The sequence below is a fragment of the Chlorogloeopsis sp. ULAP02 genome, assembly GCF_038404745.2.
Taxonomy (GTDB): domain Bacteria; phylum Cyanobacteriota; class Cyanobacteriia; order Cyanobacteriales; family Nostocaceae; genus Chlorogloeopsis.
Map to the genome: position 1 here is coordinate 77,650 of NZ_JAYKTT020000075.1, position 16,288 is coordinate 93,937.

A 16,288-nucleotide genomic window follows, 5' to 3' on the forward strand; every position below is an offset into this window, starting at 1 on the left:
GTAGATAGTAGGGGCGGGTTTATGAAGATAAGTTGTCGGTTGGAACCGAAAGTTACTCTACAAAACCCGCCCGTACAGTAGTTAATAGTTTCTTTACCACTAACTAATAACTATAGGGATTTTTAGGTTGAGGAATTTTTTTGAGTGAGTTAGCAACAATTGTCAGCTGGCGTTTACCCGCTAGTGTTTCTGTAGCCATTTGTCCTTCTACTTCCAACCAAGTATCAGGGGGGTATTGTTCGCGAGTTTCTGACAATTTGACAGGTAATCCTACGGGATAAGCATCTGCCGCACAACAAGTCAAAACAAATCGTGCTAATAATAAATGTTCTTTTCCTAGTTGTGGTGGGTGAATCACAAATCCCTGTACCTTGACTTTATTTCCTTGATATCTATCTGGTTCTGGATAGACATTTAGCATCCGTACCCAATCTACTAGCGATCGCTCCTCAGGAGGAACAGCAGCACGAAACGCTTGGGGTTTGACGCGGGTTGAACCTAATAACTCACTCAAATCTCTTTGCAGTGCTTTGTCACTAGCAAATACTTGGGGTGTGATGATGAAGCCTAAAATAGCTGATGTTAATAGGAAAGCACTACCCCAGCCTGGCGGAAACAAAGTTATGTGTTGGACATTAGTACTCGCTTCACGACGAGATAGGAGTAAGAGTTCTTTGGCTCGGAAAATACTAACAGCTAGCAAGCAGAAAGCAGCTACTATTACTAATCCAAAAAAATTTGGATGAATCAACAAATTCAATTTGTTAGTTAACCAATATTTCAACAGTAAAATACCCCAAGCAGCGATTGCCAAAACATCTAGCCAGGAAAGTAACCTGTTGATAATTCTATTTTTACGATTCGGATTATTAGTCATTGGTTATTTGTTTTTTGTCACTAGTCAAAAACGAACAAAAAACTAAAACAAGTTAAAAGATGTACAAATTAAGTGTAAGAGTGAACAAGAATGTCAATAGTGCTGGTAAAGCAAATAAGTAAAAGATAGCTTGGGGTTTAAATATTGATAACAAAAGACCAATAGCTTTAATATCAATCATTGGGCCAAATACTAGAAATGCTAATAGGGAACCACTGGTAAAGGTTGAGGCAAATGACAGAGCAAAAAAGGAATCGACGGTAGAACAAATTGATACCACTGCCGCTAATACCAACATAGCTGTAATAGAACTAACTGGCCCTGCACCTAGACTTAGAATTAATTCACGAGGGGCTAGCACTTGAATAGCCGCTGCGATCGCACTACCGATTACTAGTACTCCCCCTAACTCCCGCAGTTCTTGAATAGTATTTTCCATTACGAGGCGAAGTTTCGCTGCTAAGGGTTTACCGTAACTAGAAGCTGTGGCTTCAGCAGCAGTTTCTAAACGCACGGTTTGCCCTGCTCCCAATAGATATGTGCCTGACTGTAATAGGGCAGATGTGCCTACTTGCTGCTGTATTTGATAATTTTTGGAGCCACGTTGTGATTGTGTTTTTGAGGCTGAGTTAAATTTTAAATAACGAGCGATTGTTGGTTGAACAAAAGGAGTCAAGTCTTTTTGAAAGCTAAAGACGAAGGCAACAATAGTGGCGATCAATAGGGAAAACACTACACGTAATACTACTATTTCTGGCTGGTCGTGAAATGCTGTCCAAGTTGCCCATATGACAATTGGGTTAATGGTTGGTGCTGCTAGCAAAAAGCCAATTGCCACTGGTGTCGGTACTCCCTGTATCAATAACCGCCGCGCTACTGGCACGTTACCACACTCGCATACCGGGAACAAAAAGCCTACCATACTGCCAACTAACGCACCTATAAGTGGGTTCTTAGGCATTTTGTCTGCCAATTTGCGCTCATCAACAAAAAATAGCAGCAAACTGGAGAAAAACACTCCTAGCAGTAGAAAAGGCATCGCCTCGACTAGCAGACTCAGAAATAGCGTAAAACCATTGTTAAATTGATTCATGGGCGTCGCTGTCAAAAGCGGTTTTGAATTTTAAGGTTCTGCCAAGTCATTCTATCGGAATGGGGATTACAAACAAGTGCAGATAATTAAAGTTCCATTAAACTATCGGTAAATACTCGGTTTGTCAGATAAGCATTGAAAGCTTGCAAACCACTACTGAGCATGGATACTTTGTTTTAATTCAGCTATGTTTATCAATGAATCCTATACATAGATAGCGAAAGTTCAAAAATGGTTCCTATTTGAGAACTTCAGTAGCTATTCTAATTTATTACTTTTTCTTATATTTATATTAAACTAACTCAATCTGATCTGGCTGTCTACGTATTTTCATCAATAGTTTACATTCTTTCCAAGAGGTAAGGAACATAGATAGTTCAGCACCCATACATTAATATTTAGTTGTTGTTCAAAAGGAATCAAATCGATGTCTTCCTTACCTTTTACAAAGTTCCCTTACCTTAATAAATAATCTATTTTGCACAACTACTTATTACTGATTATGAGTAAATGGCTATTTATGCAAACTATGTTTTGAGGTTCTACTACAATAATTTTCAAACTGCAATACCAAAATGGGAGAAATTATAGTAAGTGAATAATTGCTTGTATATAAATAAATACAATTCTTACACTTAGATTCTTAAGTGTAAACAATGATTAAGATTTATTAGCCACAATCGGGTATTTACATTGCTTGGTACCTATGCACTAGCAAAAAATATACTATTTATTAAAAAAATACTTAAGTAATTTTATTTATGATTCTCTATTTTTCGATAATCAATAAAGACAGAGGCTAAAATGTTAGCTTATTGTTTCTCAAGATTAGAAGAAATAGGGTGCTCAATGACACAAAAGTTTCGTCCAGATATATCACCACCATTTTTGTCTGGTGGTAGCGATCGCGATCTAAATTTACAATCTACTCTCCAGGAATTACAGCTTTATAACTTCCAAGTCGAAACTAGCGCTACAGCGGCAGAGGTGGCGAAAGTATTTGAAAAATACCCACTTTTGCCGGGAGTAGTTTTAGTAGAAGAGGGAAATTACACTGGCATGATTTCGCGGCGGAGATTGCTGGAATTATTTATTCGCCCTTACGGACAAGAGTTGTTTTTTCAGCAATCACTAGCTATTTTTTACAGCTATGCTCGTACACCAGTTCTATTGCTTGCTGATAGTACATCGATTTTGGCAGCTATGCAATTAGCAATGAGGCGATCGCCTGAATTGATGGCAGAACCAGTAGTTGTAAAAACAGAATCTGATATTTACTTTTTATTAGATGTACAGGAATTGAATATTGCTTGCTGGCAAATTCGGGGCATAGAAACTCAGGTACGTTATGAACGCAGCCAAATTCAAATGATTCAAAATGATAAGATGGCAAGCTTAGGGCGATTAGTAGATGGAATTGCCCATGAAATTTTAGATCCGGTAGGATTTATTTGGGGTAACTTAACTTATATATCGAAATATAGCCAGGATCTGCTTAAATTAATAGCAGTTTGCGAAAAAACATTTCCTGAGCTTACTAAAGAAATTATTTATTTTAAAGAGGAGATTGAATTTGATTTTATCGAACAAGATTTATCACGAGTACTTACTAGTGTATATACTGGTGCAGAAAGATTAAAAAAACTTGTCACCAGTTTACAAAATTTTTGCCATATCGATGAAGTTTATCCCAAGCCAGCAGATTTACACAGATGTATAGACAATATTTTACTACTAATAAATAGCCGGATCAAAAAAGAAATTCAAGTTATTAAAAACTATGGTCATCTTCCACCTGTATATTGTTTTATTGGTCAACTTCACCAAGTGTTTATGAATATTTTGAGCCAAGCTGTAGATGTTTTACTTGATGAGGCAGTAAGACTTCAGCTTAATCAAGCTGTGGATGGAAAAGTCGAAATTCCTCGAATTGAGATTAACACATCAGTCATTTCTCAACCATCCCATAACCCACAAATACCCGATTCTCGTTGGGTTTCAATTCGTATCACTGATAATGGCCCCGGTATGTCCAAAGAGTTTCAACAGCAAATAATTGAATCTTTTTCGGTAGAAAAAAGGGCTGATAAAGAAACTAGTTTAGCAGTAAGTTATAGAATTGTCACAGCAAGGCATGGTGGTAAATTTCATTTACGTTCAGAAGTTGGTATAGGCACTGAATTTGAAATTTTATTACCTTTAGTATAAGAGCCTAAAGCTACCACAAACAACTCTCGTTACCAGGCTCAATCTAGTAACGAGAAATAGAACAACGGTGCTCTCTCAGTAAATTTTATTTTTCTACATAGAAGACAAGATGGGTGAAGAGTAGAATCAAGTAATCCTCCGTTTCCTGTCTCCTGTCACCCATTATCTACCTAATTGATGTACGTTCAAACCATTCCTGGTATTTTTGTCTGTTTTCCTCATCTTCAACAGAAATAGTTACTCGTACTTTCTTACAGCCGTGATTTTTCTCTAAAGCGATCGCATTTAGAAGTAAACTAGCAATTTTAGGCGAATTAAAATCACCACTCACAGTTAAATTACCATCCAGAATGTTAACAGTAGGTTGCTCTAACTCTGTTAATTCAATACTAGAAAGTTCCTCTTGACTTAAATTAATTTCAGCGAGTTGTTTATGTTCTGGGCTTACTTGTTCAACAATAAGCTTCTCATATTTAACTGGAATTTGTACTATCCGAGTTTCAATTTCTTTACGAACAATTACATCACCTACTTTCCGCTTGTTTCGGTCAACAATTATTCTTTCTCCTAGCAAACGAACAATTTCTTCTTCAGTTACATTTTCTGAAGCCTTAAAATCTAAAGTTGGACTTTGAGCTTGTGAATTAATAATTTCGGTAGTGTTAGTTTGCTCTAACTTTTGAGTACCGTCAGTTATTTCGGATTGGTAATATTCTGGCATATGCTCTAACTGTGATTGTTCTATGTCTAGAAATACCGATTTTGTTGCTACGTCAATTCTTTTGATTAGCTTACTAGATAATAGAAAGTAATGGTGATTTTCTTCTTTAGGCTTTACATCTCCATCTTGATGTTCCAAAATTTGAGAAACCATCAAATTGAGTTGATGATGAAAATCAAGAATTAAATCTTTTACTCTCCCTATAAGTTTACCGTGCTTATCTAATACCGCAAAATTTCTAATCCTTCTGATTAAATTATTAAGCAAAGTATTAATATGTTCTTTGTTGGGAGTAATAGAGTTAGAAAACATAATCGATTATTTTATAAGTTGTTTGTTTATTAAGTAAGTAGTTATAAGTTAGTATTTCAAATATCTCAGATTCTTGTTGAAAGTTTTTTGAGACAGCTTTCTAGATTAGAAATTTATTTATCTATTACTATTACTAGTACAAGTAAAGCTACTCATTGGACTCTACTTGTACTAATTTAGATTGGTGATGAGTTTTGAGTCTATAGCCCAAAGTGAATATTTAATGGACTATAGACTACTAACTAAGCTAAGGCAGTCTGATTTTATTATCTTTCACGCTCGTCTATAGGCAAATTAGGAGCGTTGATATCCAATTCTTCCCGACGAACTGTTTCTTGAGCTTCAACAGTATCATGCTCCACTTCTTTTCTGACTCTGACTTCTTCACGTACTACAGCTTCTTTGCGAATATCAGGAGTTTCTTCATAGATTTCCACACGAGCAACTTCACCTTCGCGGAAGTTAGCTTCACCAGGAGCAACTGCTCTACCTGCATCTTGTGGAGTTACTCGCTCAACAACTACTCGCTCTTTTTCTACCGGAACTGCAACTCGTGCTGTTTCGGTTTCAACATGCTTGCCAACTGTAACTTCTCCAACTTTACGGCGTTGTTTGTTGGCGATTAACCGCTCTTCATACAGTCTGAGAGTTTGGTGATTTTGCTCATTCATCTCAAACAAAGATGGTTCCCGTTCATATGTATAGCTATCGCGATCATAAGCGGGAGTAGCAGCGGAAGTATATGCTGTAGAAGTGGGCTGATAAGGTATACCAACAGCACCTTCAAGAGGAGCAGAAGATTCTAGAGGAGCAGATTTATCTACTGCTGCGGGATTACGGTATACACCGCGTACTCGTTCTTCGTAATCGTAATCAACAGTTTGTAGCTCGTCGTATTCAGGTAAATTATCTGCTTGTTCTCTTGTCATACCAATGGCATATACGCGATCAGCAGCACGATCTACGCGGGAACGTCCAACTGGTAATAATACTTTCTTACCAAAAATCCAAAAGCCCATATCCACTACTAGATAGCGGAAACGGCCATTTTCGTCTACTAAGACATCACTAACAGTACCAACCTTCTCATCACTACCTTCTGCATAGACACCCATTCCTTTGATGTCATTACCTTCAAAGCTGTTTTTATAGTCAGGATCAAAATCTGTGAGTTTATAAAGAGCCATGTCAATTCTCCCAAACGGTTTTATCTTGTCAATACTAGACTAAGCAAATATGAAAATTTACCCATCTTTCTAACGAAAGAGTTAGTTGTTTCTAGATATAATCTATTGGCATATTTTTAATGTTTTTAGCATAACTCATAGAGAATTTAATGATTATTATAGTTTTCTTAATTATGAATATATTTACGATTTTATAAGAACAAAGCAGGCAGAAATAAGTAATTTATCTGCCTGCATAAATCCAATTTAAATTAGAAAGTATGTTCTAATTTTTTGCTTTATTAGAACAATTAAGATTAAATTGTGTCAGTTCTATTTGCACCAGTCTCATCTATCGGTAAATCGCCTTCAGTCTTGATATCTAATTCTTCACGACGAATTGTTTCTTGAGCTTCAACAGTATCTCTATCCACTACTTTTTTAACGCGAACTTCTTCACGTACAAATGCTTCTTTGTGAATTTCAGGTGTTTCTTCGTAAATTTCTATGCGTGCTACTTCTCCTTCTTGGAATTGAAGCTCGCTTGGATTAACTACTGTTTCTCCTGCTGTAGGAGTGACTCGTTCAATTACAATTCGCTCTCTTTCAATAGGTATGGAAACTTGTGCGGTTTCAGTTTCTATGTGTTTGCCAACAGCTACTTCTCCAGTTTTGACACGATTTTTGTTAGCAATTAAACGTTCCTCATATAATTTAATAGTTTGATGCTTCTGTTCATTTAAATTGTATAAGTCTGCGTCTTGTTGATAAGTATAAGAATCGCGATCATAATTTATATTGGTTCCTAAAGGACGATAAGTTCTGCGTACCTGTTCTTCATAATCATAATCAACAGCCATGTTGTCTCTGTATTCAGGTAACTGCATTACTTGCTCTCTGCTCAGACCATCTACAGTTACGCGCCGGCCATTATAATCTATATGGGAAAGACCGATAGGTAATAATATTCTTTTGCTAGTAACATCTACTTCGCTATCAATTACTAAATAGCGAAAACGTCCATCTGCGTCTACTAGTGTATCAATGACTGTGCCAATTTTAGTTCCTCCTTGAGTATAGAGAGGCAAACCTTGGATATCATCGCCACCAAAAGTTTCGCGGTAGTTAGGGTCAAAGTCTGCAAGTTTATAGAGAGGCATAGAATTATTACCAAAATTTTTAAAGAACTTCATACCTTAACTAGCCTAAAAATTTATTTGTTTGTTTTCCTCTCGCTAGCGAATGAAATTGCTTAATTACTCAGTATTCCATAGTTATATATCTCAACATCCCATATTCTTTAGTTTTGATCTAATAGCTCTCCTTCAGACGCGATTAATCGCTTAGATACTGTTTTTTTTGATTAAAATCATTTTTTTTAATAAAATCTATCTGTGGTTAGAGGATTCAAGTATTTATTGTTTACACACTCTCATTTCGCCACATTAATTTTGATATAGATTTTCAGTCACTGATTTTTTTAAATTCACACTTAGTAATGTCAAATCACCCTTGGTTAACCCTGGCGCAAAAATACCGAGCGATCGCAGTGATTCGCGCTTCAACTCTAGAGCTTGGACGTCACATGGCTTTGGCTGTAGCATCTGGGGGAATGCATTTAATCGAAATTACTTGGAATAGTGCCAATGCCGCTGAGTTAATCGGTAAACTCCGCTTAGAATTACCTGACTGTGTGATTGGTACAGGAACACTGTTAAATTTGCAACATATGCATCAAGCAATCTCCGCCGGTGCACAATTTCTATTTACACCTCACGTTGACAGAGCTATGATTCAAGTTGCCATTGAGCAACATCTACCTATTATCCCAGGGGCGCTTTCTCCTACGGAAATTGTAAGTGCGTGGAATGATGGTGCAACCTGCGTCAAGGTATTTCCCGTGCAAGCAGTAGGAGGGGCAAAGTATATAAAAAGTTTACAAGGGCCATTAGGACATATTCCTTTAATTCCTACTGGCGGCGTCACATTAGAAAATGCAAGGGAATTTTTACAAGCGGGAGCGATCGCTGTGGGTTTAAGCGGTGAGTTATTTCCCAAACAGTTTGTAGAAGTTGGAGACTGGCAAGCAATTTCTAGGCAGGCGAAAATCTTGATGGCTTCACTAAGGGTGTAACTAAAATCCAACACCCTAGAAGGGTGTCGCTATATATCTACTTACCCTGCGGGAACTCCTACGGCAAACAGAAGCCACTACCTACGGAAGCCGTACCTACCCTACCCTGCGGGAACCCCTTTCGGGGAACGGGAACAGCTTCGCTGAACGGAAGCCGCTTCGCGTCTACGTGTCTACCCGTAGGGTACAAAGGCTGCCTCCTCAGCCTGTAAGAATTTCAGCCCACGGAGGTGGGCTTTATTTTTGATCTTGAAAATGGGAACTCTATGAATGAAGAGTACTTGGTGCATTCATAGAGGGAAAACCATGTTAGTGACTTTAAAGATTCCAAACTACTACTTGAGCTACTACGAATAAAGCAGCCATTCTGTGCATTTTGACAATTATGAATCTGGACAACTGCTATAGGATGAAATGAGAAAACTCATGCCTGTTGCAGCAATCGAGTCAAAATCTGAGCGAGAAAAGTAAAATTTTCCCAAAAATTTGTCATCTTGGTGTAACAGTCATGAAAAATCTACTTTCCCCGAATTGGGTGCGTTGCTCAAAAACACTCCTCGCGAGTGTGGCATTATCTATAAGTATTTTTGGCACCAGTTCACAGGAGATATGGGCGCAATCTAAACCTCAGGTGATTAGACAAGCGATCGCCAATCTTCAAGAAACTGAAAAACGCTGGATACAAATCAACCTCTCACAACAAAAATTAATTGCTTGGGAAGGCAAAAAACCTGTTTTTGCAGTCATTGTCTCCACAGGCAAAAAATCTACTCCCACTCGTACTGGTGTTTTTCAAATTCAAACTAAACTCAGGAAAACTCGGATGCGCGGTAGAGATTATGACGTTCCTAACGTTCCATATACAATGTTTTATCAAGGAAATTATGCCATTCACGGAGCATACTGGCATCGAAGATTTGGCACACCTGTTAGTCATGGCTGTGTAAACGTTGCACCCAATCACGCTAAATGGCTATTTAATTGGGCATCGATAGGTACACCAGTAGTTGTTCATAGATAGTTTGAATCTTGGTTTGCGATCGCACAAAAGCTAGAAAGTAATACACAAATGGCAAACTTGGTTGGTAGCAGTTGGGTTGGTTGGTTAGGAGCTTTGTTTGCGTCTGCGGGGTTAGTATTGGGAACTTCTTTTACTATTTTGAATTCCCGCATTTCTGTGTCTCACTTTTCCTATCGCTCATTCAACCCTGACTACTTCAGCAAACCCGAAACAGTAAAACAAGTAAAACCCCGCAAGAAAATTGTAATTGATTTATCCGAGCAACGGTTAGATGCATGGGAAGACAATAAACTTGTTCATTCTATAAGAGTTTCGACTGGTAAACGCTCAACTCCTACAAAAAAAGGTAACTTTCTCATTAGCACTAAATACCGCTCTGCCAGAATGCGAGGGCCGGGCTACGATATTCCTAATGTTCCTTATACTATGTATTTTTTTCGAGGCTATGCTATTCATGGTGCTTTTTGGCATAACCGATTTGGTACTCCCGTGAGCCACGGTTGTGTCAATCTACCAGTGAAGGAAGCTCGCAAAATTTTCAATTGGGCTGAGATTGGTACTTTGGTAGTGGTGCGTAGGTAGGGAGTAAAGTGACAAACAAGATCCCCGACTTTTCAAAAAAGTCGGGGATTTGTATCTTTACATCTTCTAAGTAGCCGTCATGAATGAAAAAAACTTTTTCCTTCTGCTCCCTGCCTTCAACTTAACTTAATTGCGCTACCAATTGATTCTCCAGTAGAGTTTCATTTGTCAATAAATCCTCGACTGTAATTCGCAAAAAGCGCTGATCGTCAACCAAAAACCTAATTTTAATTCGATCGCTCCCCGGAAATCCTGGTGGTGTTAACTTAGCAATTGTTCTTGCCCCATCTTGATCATTCAGGGGTTTGACGGTAGTAACCCCACTATCAAGACGGCGAGTAATTAGGCGATCGCCATCAAAATAAACTTCCGTACTGCCTGTATCTGCTCCCAATTCGCCCATAATTAATTCAATGCTGGGCTGATTTTCTAAAGAAGCACCCAAGACTAACTCTACTGGCTGAGTCATCGGGTAAGGCTGCCCCTCTTTAATAATCGGATGCCAACTGTGACGATGATTACGCTTATCCCAATAGCGGATACCGTAGCTGTGGTAGAGAAAATCTTTGATTTCTACACCTTGAACTATCTGTAAGGCACCTTGGGCGATCGCTTCAAATGGGCGTTCGCAGCGAATTTTGTCTGGTTCAAAATATTGCTTGATCCATGTCTGCACCGCTGGTATTTGTACGGTGCCACCAACTAAGAGCACAGCATTAATATCTGCTACTTCAATGCCTTGACGTCGTGCTTGCTGCAACAGCTGAGTCATCGAGTCATCAAGTCGCTCAAAAAACGAGTGTTCTTTGAGGATACTCTCCAAATTATCGCGATTTAATTCTAATTCGTAACTTTCAAAAGTCTCATCGTTGAAATAAACTTCACTGGCTTGAGTTTGGCTTGATAATTGAATTTTGACTTTTTCTGCTAGCCGCATTGTTAAGGGGCTTACCGTCAAACCTTGAGTTTGAGCAAAGTAATCAACAATCCAATTGTCGATATCACAACCGCCTAAATTTTGTCCGGCTTTTGCTAACACACGAGCAGTTTTTACCTTTTGCTTAGAGGTTTCAGCTAGAGATTTATTTCCCCATTTCAGTAAAAATCCTACAGGTTTACTGGCTACTTGAACGTTGCGATCCAACCTGACTAGGGAGAAATCTAGCGTTCCACCACCAAAGTCAACCACCAATAACACTTCTCGATCTGCCATGCCGTAACCCAAAGCTGCGGCTGTGGGTTCATCCAGAATTCGCACCTGCTCTACAGGTAGTGCTTGGCAAACTTTGCCCAACCAGTAACGATAAGCTTCAAAACTATCTACAGGTACAGTTAATATCAGAGATTCTACACCGCCTTGCATCGGTGCTAATTCTTCAATCACTCGGTTGAGAAACCATTGCCCGACTTGTTCAAAAGTAACTATTTGCCCATCTAATTCGGGTAAAAAACCTTGGATATCTGTGCCAATACCACGCTTGAAAGTACGGAAAAATCGCGGATCGTTTTTTAAATCTAAACCGCGATCACGTACTTGTTGCCCTACCAAAACTTTTGCTTTGGCGGCATCTTCTACATACAGCAAACTGGGAATTAGGGGCGGATTGAGACTTTGTTGAACTGATAAACCAGCTAAATTGAGAGTTTCTGGTTCTTGGGTAACAGGATTCCAACGAGCAATAACTGTGTTGCTTGTACCAAAATCGATTGCGATCGCCATATCTTAAATTTCGCGCTTTTATTGCAAAAACGCAAACAGTTACTCTATGAAAGATTATTCTGCATTAGCCACCACGATCGCAAATGGTTAACAGCTTCTTCTTTCTGTTTAGCTTCCACTTCGATCCAAGGTGCTTGGTAATAGACACTGGGCATGGCAGTAATTAAGTTACTGTGCTTTCTGTCATTAAAAGCTTGCTCGCCATTAGAAATATGAACCATCTGCCACTGTGGATTAGCCCAAGTTTCTCGCGCGGCAGCAAGCATTTCTGCCACACTCGGATGATCGTAACTATCCAAATTTTCGTGGCAAATATGGTGATGGGCATCAAACACCATTGGCACACCAGCACTTTTACAGACTGCTAAAATTTCACTGGCACTGTAGGCATATTCATCATTTTCCAGAGTCAAGCGGCTTTTAACATTTTCTGGTAGTTCCAAAATAACCCGCACTAATTGTTCGGATCGCTGAGATTTGCCGCCATGAATATTCATCAAAGACCAAACAGAACGAGGTAAACTCATCAAATCCATCGTGCGAGCGTGGCGTTCTAAAATCTTGATGCTTGTTGCTACTACTTCTTTGGAATCAGAACTCAACACTACGTACTGATCTGGGTGCAGCACCATTCTGATCCTCAACTTTTCTGCCCGTTGTCCAATCTTAGCTAAATCGGCACTCATTTCCTCTAATATATTTGCGCCGATTTCGTCTTCCATGTCGCTCATCGGAAATAAACCTGAAGGCATCCGATAGAGTTGAATTTTGTACTGTTGACAAAAAGTCAATGCCCTATCCAAACGCTGCAAGTTATCCCGATAAAGTTCTTTGAGGGTGTTGGCGCGTTGTTCTTCACTAAGTTGTAAGTAACGCGTGCGTGTTATTGTCCGATAGCGCACCTCTTTAGAAAAGGTTATGCAGACTAACCCCAAATAAGGGGATGTGCTGTAAGGTTTGTGCTCTAAGAATGGAAGATTATCTAACTGAGTACTTAAAGTCATTAACTATATACTTATTAATGTCGGCATCTTTTTGATTTAACTAAGTTCTGCCTGGAATAATTAGTATCTAAAGACAGAAGCTTTGTTTAAATGGGTTTTAACTAGCATCCCAGCATCATGATAGCGTTGGCGAATCTATTAGGGAGTGGGCATTGCTCACCCTACAATTTGTGGTTATCAGTAATTCGTTAACGAACCTCGTAAATGAGTGTTGGAACTTCGTGAATGAGTGTTGGAACCTCGTAAATGAGTGTTGGAACCTCGTAAATGAGTGTTGGAACTTCGTGAACGAGTGTTGGAACTTCGTGAACGAGTGTTGGAACCTCGTGAACGAGTGTTGGAACCTCGTAAATGAGTGTTGGAACTTCGTAAATGAGTGTTGGAACTTCGTGAATGAGTGTTGGAACTTCGTGAATGAGTGTTGAAACCTCGTGAATGAGTATCACAACCTCTGCAATTGCGTCTGGCATCTCCTAATTCTGCTTATCCCCATTGTTGAGACGCTCAGTTTTCTAAGTTGTTGAAGTCATTTATGTGCATCCACAAATTTCTTAGTCGAGCACTGCCTTTTAAATTTATTTATGGAGAAAAAGAAAAACGAAGTAACTTTATTAAATCCCCCGATTAAATTTATTCGTGGGGATTACCTTCTGCCTTCTTACAAACTAAATTCTGCTACATCATCTTCATCTACATCTGAATCTTTACCTGCGACTGTGGGTTTAAAATTAGTACCATGAATTAAATCACCAAAAGATATACCCGAATTTTGGTGAAGCACATTCAAAACGCTAATAAAGTCTCGTACTATTTCGCCAGGAGTTAGTAATGCTTCTGCACCCAAACGATTGACAATTTCTTGGATAAAGTCTTTCAAATCGCGAGTTTTTAAAGTCTGCTCATAACCAAAGTTGAGCGCATGAATTTCAGTCAATCTTTGCAACAATGTCAGGATTTCTTCTTCTGTTAATGGGTTAAGTCTCATCACTGGGCCTAAAAATTCTTGCACGTTAGCCTGAGTTAAAAAACGGCTTTCTTTGGTGCGTCTTCGCCAAGCTGCATCTGCAAAAAGTCCACGATTTGGATCTTCTAAAAATTTTGTTGTGCCACCAATAAAAACACCAAGATGCTCTGCTTTACACTGCATGGTGTCATTAAATATTGCTAATAATCTGTTGTAATTCTTTTCGCGTGTAACTGTAGTAGGTATTTGATATATATGTGCAGCTTCATCGAGCAAGACTAAAAGTCCTTTATAGCCAATTTCAGCTACAAACTTAGCTAATAATTTGATGTAGTCATACCAACTATCATCATCAATAATTATGCGCACACCCAGGGCTGCTTTTGCTTCAGTTTTAGTGTTATATTCTCCTCGCAACCAGCGCAAAGCTGCATTTTTTAAATCATCATCATCTAAGCGGTAACCACGCCAATAAGCGATAATTACGTTACCAAAATCAAAACCGTGAACTAAATCTTCAATATATTGAACGACTTCTCTAATTTTGGTTTCAACTTGATCATCAAAGCCATTATCATTGGGGCGCATGCCAGTTTCTTTGGCTACTTCTTGCTGAATTTTATTAATCCATCCTTCTAAAATTGAGACTAAAGCACCACCATCAGGACGAGTTTTTGTGGCAAGGTGGCTCATTAATTCTCGATAGGTTGCCAAACCTTCATTGTTTGTTCCTGCTAGTCGGCGTTCTGAAGATAAGTCAGCATCAGCAACTACAAAACCTTGTTCTATAGCACGATTACGAAGCAGTTGTAGTGTGAAGCTCTTACCCGAACCATAGTTGCCAATGATGAAGCGAAATGCTGCTATACTTTCTGCGATGTCATCGAGGTTTTGTAACAGGCTTTTAAGTTCTCTTTCTCTACCAACTGCTATTTGTTCAAGCCCAACTCTTGGCACTACTCCCGCACTGAGAGAATTAATGATTGCAGTAGATACTTTTTTCGAGATTTTGAGCTTTGCCATGTAGATCACCTCACTTCGCATTATTGTAGCTTGAGGGTAGGTATAGTTTTCAAGCCGCTCCCTTTGAAGGGTATACCCTAATTCACGGTTAAATCAGTGACTAGTGATTCTGTTAATTCTAATTTGATGACGTAAGTCTCGCCATCATGTCTTGATGGACAGCGATCGCTCTTTCGACGTTGCTTTGATGCTCTGGATAAATTTGTGGAGTATCCGAATCTGGATCAATAATCAATTCACCAAGAGTATCATTGGCACGCTCATTGATAGAATCTATTAATAAATTTGGCATTGTGATGTTATCTTCTGCAATTTTTTTAATAGCAGCATAAGGATTTTCCTGCTCTATAATCGCTTTGAGAACTTGAATTTCATGACTTGGTAGTTTCTGAAAAAATTTCACCCAGTCTTCTGGGATAATTTCCACAATCTCAGTAGAATAATTACTATTTTCCACTGGTTCAATTAATTCAGCGAAAGGAAATAAATCTACCTCTTCTTCTTGTCCTTGTTCAAGCAAGTTGTCGTTGTGCAGAACTTCTGTTTGTTGTAGTAATTCCCAAACTTGGCTTTGCAAATTATCTCGTTCATCTTGTAGCAAGACGACTTGTTCTTGTAAATGATGAAGTTGAGTTTCTTGCTCTGTTACTTGTGTACGTAAATAATTTAGATTAGATTCTACATTTTCTTTTTCACTTTTTGCATCTAGCAAGACTTGGTTCAGTCTTTTTTCTTCTGTTTCCAATTCATGAATTTTAACTCTCATTTGGTATAGCTTTTCTTCTAGTTGAGGTTTAAGCCTACCAAGTAAAACTAAATTACTTTCTAACTCTTGTTTATGTTGTTGAAGTTCACTAATTTGAGTTTGTAACTGATTAATTTCGGCTTTAGATACGTTATAATTCAACTCTAAACGCCTTTTTTCCGCGTTCAGATTGGAAAAAGATTTATTAATTTCTAGTTTCGTTGATTCCAGATTACTAATTTCATCCTGCAAATAATTAATTTGTGATTCTAGCTGTTTTTTCTCGATAATAAAACTGCTTAATTCCCGATTGAGAATATCTCTTTGATTTCGACGTTCTACTACTTGGTTTTGGAACTTGTTTGACTCTTGATAAAGTAAAGCATGATGTGACTCAAGTTGATTTATTTCTGCGACCATACGCGATTTTAATCCCTCAAGCTCTCGAATGCGCCTGTGAAGCGAATCACGTCTAGCATGCATCTCATAATTTCTTTGTTGTTGTTCTACAAATAAGGCACTATAAGTCACAATTAAGGTGATTAAACCGATAATTAAGGATTTACCAAAATTCCAGGTCAGAGCAAGGCTGAGACCAAAACTAATACCGAAGGCAACTATGCCTAAAATGAGTCTATTGCTTACCATTGCTGATTGCATATTGCTTGATTTGAGCATAGATTGAGTGTAAGGGAGAGTTTGAACTGTTATTTATGCA

14 protein-coding genes are annotated in these 16,288 nt (G+C 38.5%); 4 read left to right on the top strand and 10 right to left on the bottom strand.

Features of this window, described 5'->3' with window-relative positions; translation table 11 throughout:
* Nucleotides 1-103 precede the first annotated feature (103 nt).
* Nucleotides 104-877, bottom strand: a complete 774-nt coding sequence (locus tag U2718_RS26555) for a TIGR03943 family putative permease subunit (protein WP_341997121.1) — start codon at nucleotides 875-877, stop codon at nucleotides 104-106.
* Between the two features lie 52 nt (nucleotides 878-929).
* Complete coding sequence (locus tag U2718_RS26560) at nucleotides 930-1,970, bottom strand: permease (protein ID WP_341997119.1); 1,041 nt, start codon at nucleotides 1,968-1,970, stop codon at nucleotides 930-932.
* Nucleotides 1,971-2,819: 849 nt separating this feature from the next.
* Between U2718_RS26560 and U2718_RS26565 the strand changes: the two genes are divergently transcribed.
* On the top strand, nucleotides 2,820-4,178 hold the full coding sequence (locus U2718_RS26565; protein WP_341997117.1) for a sensor histidine kinase: 1,359 nt from the start codon (nucleotides 2,820-2,822) through the stop codon (nucleotides 4,176-4,178).
* 166 nt (nucleotides 4,179-4,344) lie between these two features.
* Here the strand turns inward: U2718_RS26565 and U2718_RS26570 are convergent, their stop codons facing one another.
* The 3 genes from U2718_RS26570 to U2718_RS26580 all read right to left on the bottom strand — a co-directional run bounded on the left by U2718_RS26570 (nucleotide 4,345) and on the right by U2718_RS26580 (nucleotide 7,537).
* A complete protein-coding gene (locus U2718_RS26570; protein ID WP_341997115.1) occupies nucleotides 4,345-5,211 on the bottom strand; it encodes a DUF2382 domain-containing protein in 867 nt (288 codons plus the stop codon).
* A gap of 266 nt (nucleotides 5,212-5,477) precedes the next feature.
* Nucleotides 5,478-6,398, bottom strand: coding sequence for a DUF2382 domain-containing protein (locus tag U2718_RS26575; protein ID WP_341997113.1), 921 nt, complete (start codon nucleotides 6,396-6,398; stop codon nucleotides 5,478-5,480).
* 296 nt (nucleotides 6,399-6,694) lie between these two features.
* On the bottom strand, nucleotides 6,695-7,537 hold the full coding sequence (locus tag U2718_RS26580) for a DUF2382 domain-containing protein (protein ID WP_341997111.1): 843 nt from the start codon (nucleotides 7,535-7,537) through the stop codon (nucleotides 6,695-6,697).
* A gap of 338 nt (nucleotides 7,538-7,875) precedes the next feature.
* Between U2718_RS26580 and U2718_RS26585 the strand changes: the two genes are divergently transcribed.
* From U2718_RS26585 to U2718_RS26595, 3 genes are all read left to right on the top strand, one after another.
* A complete protein-coding gene (locus U2718_RS26585; RefSeq protein ID WP_341997109.1) occupies nucleotides 7,876-8,511 on the top strand; it encodes a bifunctional 4-hydroxy-2-oxoglutarate aldolase/2-dehydro-3-deoxy-phosphogluconate aldolase in 636 nt (211 codons plus the stop codon).
* A 508-nt stretch (nucleotides 8,512-9,019) separates the two neighbouring features.
* Nucleotides 9,020-9,532 (top strand): L,D-transpeptidase, encoded by a 513-nt coding sequence (locus U2718_RS26590; RefSeq protein ID WP_341997107.1) that lies wholly within the window; start codon nucleotides 9,020-9,022, stop codon nucleotides 9,530-9,532.
* Between the two features lie 48 nt (nucleotides 9,533-9,580).
* Nucleotides 9,581-10,114 (top strand): L,D-transpeptidase, encoded by a 534-nt coding sequence (locus U2718_RS26595; RefSeq protein ID WP_341997105.1) that lies wholly within the window; start codon nucleotides 9,581-9,583, stop codon nucleotides 10,112-10,114.
* Nucleotides 10,115-10,235: 121 nt separating this feature from the next.
* Here U2718_RS26595 and U2718_RS26600 read toward each other — a convergent pair whose 3' ends face one another.
* From U2718_RS26600 to U2718_RS26620, 5 genes are all read right to left on the bottom strand, one after another.
* Nucleotides 10,236-11,834, bottom strand: coding sequence for an Hsp70 family protein (locus U2718_RS26600; protein ID WP_341997103.1), 1,599 nt, complete (start codon nucleotides 11,832-11,834; stop codon nucleotides 10,236-10,238).
* Between the two features lie 44 nt (nucleotides 11,835-11,878).
* Nucleotides 11,879-12,838, bottom strand: a complete 960-nt coding sequence (gene uvsE, locus U2718_RS26605; RefSeq protein WP_341997101.1) for a UV DNA damage repair endonuclease UvsE — start codon at nucleotides 12,836-12,838, stop codon at nucleotides 11,879-11,881.
* A 188-nt stretch (nucleotides 12,839-13,026) separates the two neighbouring features.
* Complete coding sequence (locus U2718_RS26610) at nucleotides 13,027-13,308, bottom strand: hypothetical protein (protein ID WP_341997099.1); 282 nt, start codon at nucleotides 13,306-13,308, stop codon at nucleotides 13,027-13,029.
* Nucleotides 13,309-13,496: 188 nt separating this feature from the next.
* Entirely contained in the window at nucleotides 13,497-14,825 is a 1,329-nt protein-coding gene (locus U2718_RS26615; protein ID WP_341997097.1) for an ATP-binding protein, read from the bottom strand.
* A gap of 118 nt (nucleotides 14,826-14,943) precedes the next feature.
* The gene (locus U2718_RS26620; protein WP_341997240.1) at nucleotides 14,944-16,230 is read right to left on the bottom strand and encodes a tellurite resistance TerB C-terminal domain-containing protein; all 1,287 of its coding nucleotides are present in this window, start codon (nucleotides 16,228-16,230) and stop codon (nucleotides 14,944-14,946) included.
* Nucleotides 16,231-16,288 lie beyond the last annotated feature (58 nt).

Bases quoted from the DNA above. Each gene is read 5' to 3' on its own strand.
- U2718_RS26555 (WP_341997121.1), bottom strand. From the start codon at position 877: ATGACTAATAATCCGAATCGTAAAAATAGAATTATCAACAGGTTACTT.
- U2718_RS26560 (WP_341997119.1), bottom strand. From the start codon at position 1,970: ATGAATCAATTTAACAATGGTTTTACGCTATTTCTGAGTCTGCTAGTC.
- U2718_RS26565 (WP_341997117.1), top strand. From the start codon at position 2,820: ATGACACAAAAGTTTCGTCCAGATATATCACCACCATTTTTGTCTGGT.
- U2718_RS26570 (WP_341997115.1), bottom strand. From the start codon at position 5,211: ATGTTTTCTAACTCTATTACTCCCAACAAAGAACATATTAATACTTTG.
- U2718_RS26575 (WP_341997113.1), bottom strand. From the start codon at position 6,398: ATGGCTCTTTATAAACTCACAGATTTTGATCCTGACTATAAAAACAGC.
- U2718_RS26580 (WP_341997111.1), bottom strand. From the start codon at position 7,537: ATGCCTCTCTATAAACTTGCAGACTTTGACCCTAACTACCGCGAAACT.
- U2718_RS26585 (WP_341997109.1), top strand. From the start codon at position 7,876: ATGTCAAATCACCCTTGGTTAACCCTGGCGCAAAAATACCGAGCGATC.
- U2718_RS26590 (WP_341997107.1), top strand. From the start codon at position 9,020: ATGAAAAATCTACTTTCCCCGAATTGGGTGCGTTGCTCAAAAACACTC.
- U2718_RS26595 (WP_341997105.1), top strand. From the start codon at position 9,581: ATGGCAAACTTGGTTGGTAGCAGTTGGGTTGGTTGGTTAGGAGCTTTG.
- U2718_RS26600 (WP_341997103.1), bottom strand. From the start codon at position 11,834: ATGGCGATCGCAATCGATTTTGGTACAAGCAACACAGTTATTGCTCGT.
- uvsE (WP_341997101.1), bottom strand. From the start codon at position 12,838: ATGACTTTAAGTACTCAGTTAGATAATCTTCCATTCTTAGAGCACAAA.
- U2718_RS26610 (WP_341997099.1), bottom strand. From the start codon at position 13,308: ATGCCAGACGCAATTGCAGAGGTTGTGATACTCATTCACGAGGTTTCA.
- U2718_RS26615 (WP_341997097.1), bottom strand. From the start codon at position 14,825: ATGGCAAAGCTCAAAATCTCGAAAAAAGTATCTACTGCAATCATTAAT.
- U2718_RS26620 (WP_341997240.1), bottom strand. From the start codon at position 16,230: ATGCAATCAGCAATGGTAAGCAATAGACTCATTTTAGGCATAGTTGCC.